The following is a 3569-nucleotide window of genomic DNA, read 5'->3' on the forward strand; positions in this document are numbered from 1 at the left end:
GTTGTAGTCCATGCCGAAGGAACTGGCGGAACGGGCACGGACGCGCTGGGCTTCCATCTCACGTTCGAAACCTGCTTCGTCGATGGTCAGGCTGCGCTCGCGAGCGATGTCGCCGGTCAGGTCCATCGGGAAACCGTAGGTGTCGTAGAGTTTGAACACTACGTCGCCGGGCACCACGTCGCCCTTGAGTTCAGCCAGATCCTGCTCGAGGATTTTCAGGCCCTGCTCCAGGGTCTTGGCGAATTGCTCTTCTTCGGCCTTCAGCACGCGTTCAATGTGCGCCTGCTGGGATTTCAGCTCCGGGAAAGCTTCGCCCATCTCGGCGACCAGGGCCGCGACGATCTGGTAGAAGAAGCTGCCCTTGGCACCCAGTTTGTTACCGTGACGGCAGGCGCGACGGATGATCCGGCGCAGCACGTAGCCACGGCCTTCGTTGGACGGCAGCACGCCGTCGGCGATCAGGAAGCCGCAGGAACGGATGTGGTCAGCCACCACTTTCAGCGAAGCCTGGGCGTCGTTGGTGCAGCCGATGGCCTTGGCCGAAGCGCTCAGCAGGCTCTGGAACAGGTCGATTTCATAGTTCGAGTGAACGTGCTGCAGCACGGCACTGATCCGCTCCAGGCCCATGCCGGTGTCGACCGACGGCGCTGGCAGCGGGTGCAACACGCCATCGGCGGTGCGGTTGAACTGCATGAACACGTTGTTCCAGATCTCGATGTAACGGTCGCCGTCTTCTTCCGGCGAGCCCGGTGGGCCGCCCCAGATGTCGGCGCCGTGATCGTAGAAAATCTCGGTGCAAGGACCGCACGGGCCGGTATCGCCCATGGTCCAGAAGTTGTCGGAGGCGTATGGCGCGCCCTTGTTATCGCCGATGCGCACCATGCGCTCGGCTGGAACCCCGATTTCCTTGGTCCAGATGTCGTACGCCTCGTCATCGCTGGCGTAGACGGTGACCCAGAGCTTTTCCTTCGGCAGGTTCAACCACTTGTCGGACGTCAGGAAGTTCCAGGCGTAGGTGATGGCATCACGCTTGAAGTAATCGCCGAARCTGAAGTTRCCCAGCATTTCGAAGAAGGTGTGGTGACGGGCGGTATAACCGACGTTTTCCAGGTCGTTGTGCTTGCCGCCGGCGCGCACGCATTTCTGGCTGCTGACGGCGCGGGTGTACGCGCGCTTTTCCTGGCCCAGGAAGCAGTCCTTGAACTGGTTCATCCCCGCGTTAGTGAACAGCAGGGTTGGGTCGTTGCCCGGAATCAAAGAGCTGGAGGCTACACGGGTGTGGCCTTGCTCTTCGAAGAAGCGAAGGAAGGCTTCACGGATTTCTGCGCTTTTCATTAGGTTCTTCCACGGAGGCTGCGGCCAAAGGCCTGTTCGAAACGTCAACAGACGAAGCGACGGCAAAGGGCCGCATTATATCGGCGTTAGTGACTAGGTACAGTGTGTTTGTACGTTGCAAACACTCATTTAGACGGTTAACGCCGTCACTTGCCAGAAAAGTCGACGAATGTCGCGACGACTTGCTCGATTTGCCCACGGCTGACGTCCATGTGCGTGACCATGCGCAGACGCGCGGCGGCACTGAGCTTGATCCCGCGCTCGGCACAAAAGGCCTTGATGGCCTCGGCCTTGTCGCCCATCTGCACGTAAACCATGTTGGTTTGCACCGGTTCGACTTCGAAGCCCGCCGCCCGCAGGCCTTCGGCCAGGTATTGCGCGTTGGCGTGGTCATCGGCCAGGCGCTGAACGTTGTGATCCAGCGMGTACAGGCCTGCCGCCGCCAGAATCCCGGCCTGACGCATGCCGCCACCGACCATCTTGCGCAGGCGCCGGGCCTTGCCGATCAGCTCGGCCGAGCCGCACAGCACCGAACCGACCGGGGCGCCCAGCCCTTTGGACAGGCACACCGAGACGGAATCGAAATACTGGGTGATTTCCCGGGCATCGACACCCAGCTTGACCGCAGCGTTGTACAGGCGAGCCCCATCCAGATGCAGCTGCAAACCGTTTTCGCGGGTAAAACTGCGCGCCCGGGCCAGGTACTCCAGCGGCAGGACCTTGCCCTGCATGGTGTTTTCCAGCGCCAGCAAGCGGGTACGCGCAAAGTGGAAGTCGTCCGGTTTGATCGCTGCGGCGACGTGGGCCAGGTCCAGCGAACCGTCGGCCTGCACTTCCAGCGGTTGCGGCTGGATCGAACCGAGCACCGCCGCGCCGCCACCTTCGTACTTATAGGTGTGAGCCTGCTGGCCGACGATGTACTCGTCACCGCGTTCGCAGTGGGCCATCAAACCCAGCAGATTGCTCATGGTGCCGGTTGGCACGAACAGCGCTGCGGCGAAGCCCAGGCGTTGGGCCAGCTCAGCTTCCAGGCGATTGACCGTCGGATCTTCGCCATACACGTCGTCACCGGTGGCCGCACTGGCCATCGCGTCGAGCATGCCGGTGGAAGGTTGGGTGACGGTGTCGCTGCGAAGATCGATAACGCTCATGAATCCGGCCTCGGTAAGCAGGGGAAATCCCTTTCAGGAAAGAATTACTGCGGGCATGGCGACGATTAATCAACCCTTGCGCAGGAAAAGGCCAATTAAACCAACGGAAAAGTCGATAACAATCATCCAAAAGGGGCCATGCGCATACCGCAAATATGTGTTAAAAACGCTGCGCCGCCAAACTTTCCAGCGGCAAAAACGTTCTCAGGGCGGGGTGCAACTCCCCACCGGCGGTAATTGCGCGCAATGCGCATAGCCCGCGAGCGCTTGGTGACAGCACGGCTTCGGCAGTGCCTGGCAGCAAGGTCAGCAGACCCGGTGTGATCCCGGGGCCGACGGTCATAGTCCGGATGAAGAGAGAACGGGATTGACTGCAAAGGGCCGTCCGCCGGCATTCATGCGAGCGTGCGTACCCTCAGATCCCCTTCGATTCATAACGCCCTGTTTTTCACACAAACAGGAGTCAGAACATGCAACCCACCGCAATAGACAGCAAAAGCAAACACCACCACGGCGAGCGCGTTGCGTTCATCCAGGCCTGCTGGCACAAGGATATTGTCGATCAGAGCCGCAAAGGCTTCGTCGCCGAAATGATTGCCCAGGGTTATCAGGAATCCGACATCGATTTCTTCGAAGTCGGCGGTGCCTTTGAAATGCCCCTGCACGCCAAGTTGCTGGCCAAGACCGGTCGTTATGCCGGCATCGTCGCGGCAGCCCTGGTGGTGGACGGCGGGATCTACCGTCACGAGTTCGTCGCCCAGTCGGTGGTCAGCGGCCTGATGCAGGTTCAGCTGGAAACCGAAGTGCCGGTGTTCTCGGTGTCCCTGACCCCGCACCACTTCCATGCCGGCGAAGAGCACCAGAAGTTCTTCTTCGAGCATTTCCTGCATAAAGGCCAGGAAGCGGCGAAGACCTGTGCGGATACGTTGCTGAAGATCCGTTCGCTGCGTCGCACCGAGCCGCGTGCGCTAGCCGTATAATCACCGCAAAACCTGTAGGAGCGAGCCTGCTCGCGATGGCGGACTGTCAGTCGACATTTATGCTGACTGATACACCGCTATCGCGAGCAGGCTCGCTCCTACA

General features: G+C 60.5%; 3 protein-coding genes and 1 riboswitch. Of the genes, 1 reads left to right on the forward strand and 2 read right to left on the reverse strand.

Annotated features, from left to right (window positions below):
- Both alaS and ltaE read right to left on the reverse strand, forming a co-directional pair.
- Positions 1-1335, reverse strand: a 1335-nt coding sequence (gene alaS, locus ACXRVY_RS20335; RefSeq protein ID WP_458238088.1) for an alanine--tRNA ligase, incomplete at its 3' end; no start/stop codon positions are given.
- 146 nt (positions 1336-1481) lie between these two features.
- Positions 1482-2486, reverse strand: a complete 1005-nt coding sequence (ltaE, locus tag ACXRVY_RS20340) for a low-specificity L-threonine aldolase (protein WP_458238089.1) — start codon at positions 2484-2486, stop codon at positions 1482-1484.
- 196 nt (positions 2487-2682) lie between these two features.
- A riboswitch (FMN riboswitch) is annotated at positions 2683-2853 on the forward strand.
- Between the two features lie 103 nt (positions 2854-2956).
- Between ltaE and ACXRVY_RS20345 the strand changes: the two genes are divergently transcribed.
- Complete coding sequence (locus ACXRVY_RS20345) at positions 2957-3466, forward strand: 6,7-dimethyl-8-ribityllumazine synthase (protein WP_457266309.1); 510 nt, start codon at positions 2957-2959, stop codon at positions 3464-3466.
- The last annotated feature ends 103 nt before the right edge of the window (positions 3467-3569 follow it).

The sequence above is a fragment of the Pseudomonas sp. P5_A2_2 genome (assembly GCF_054177685.1).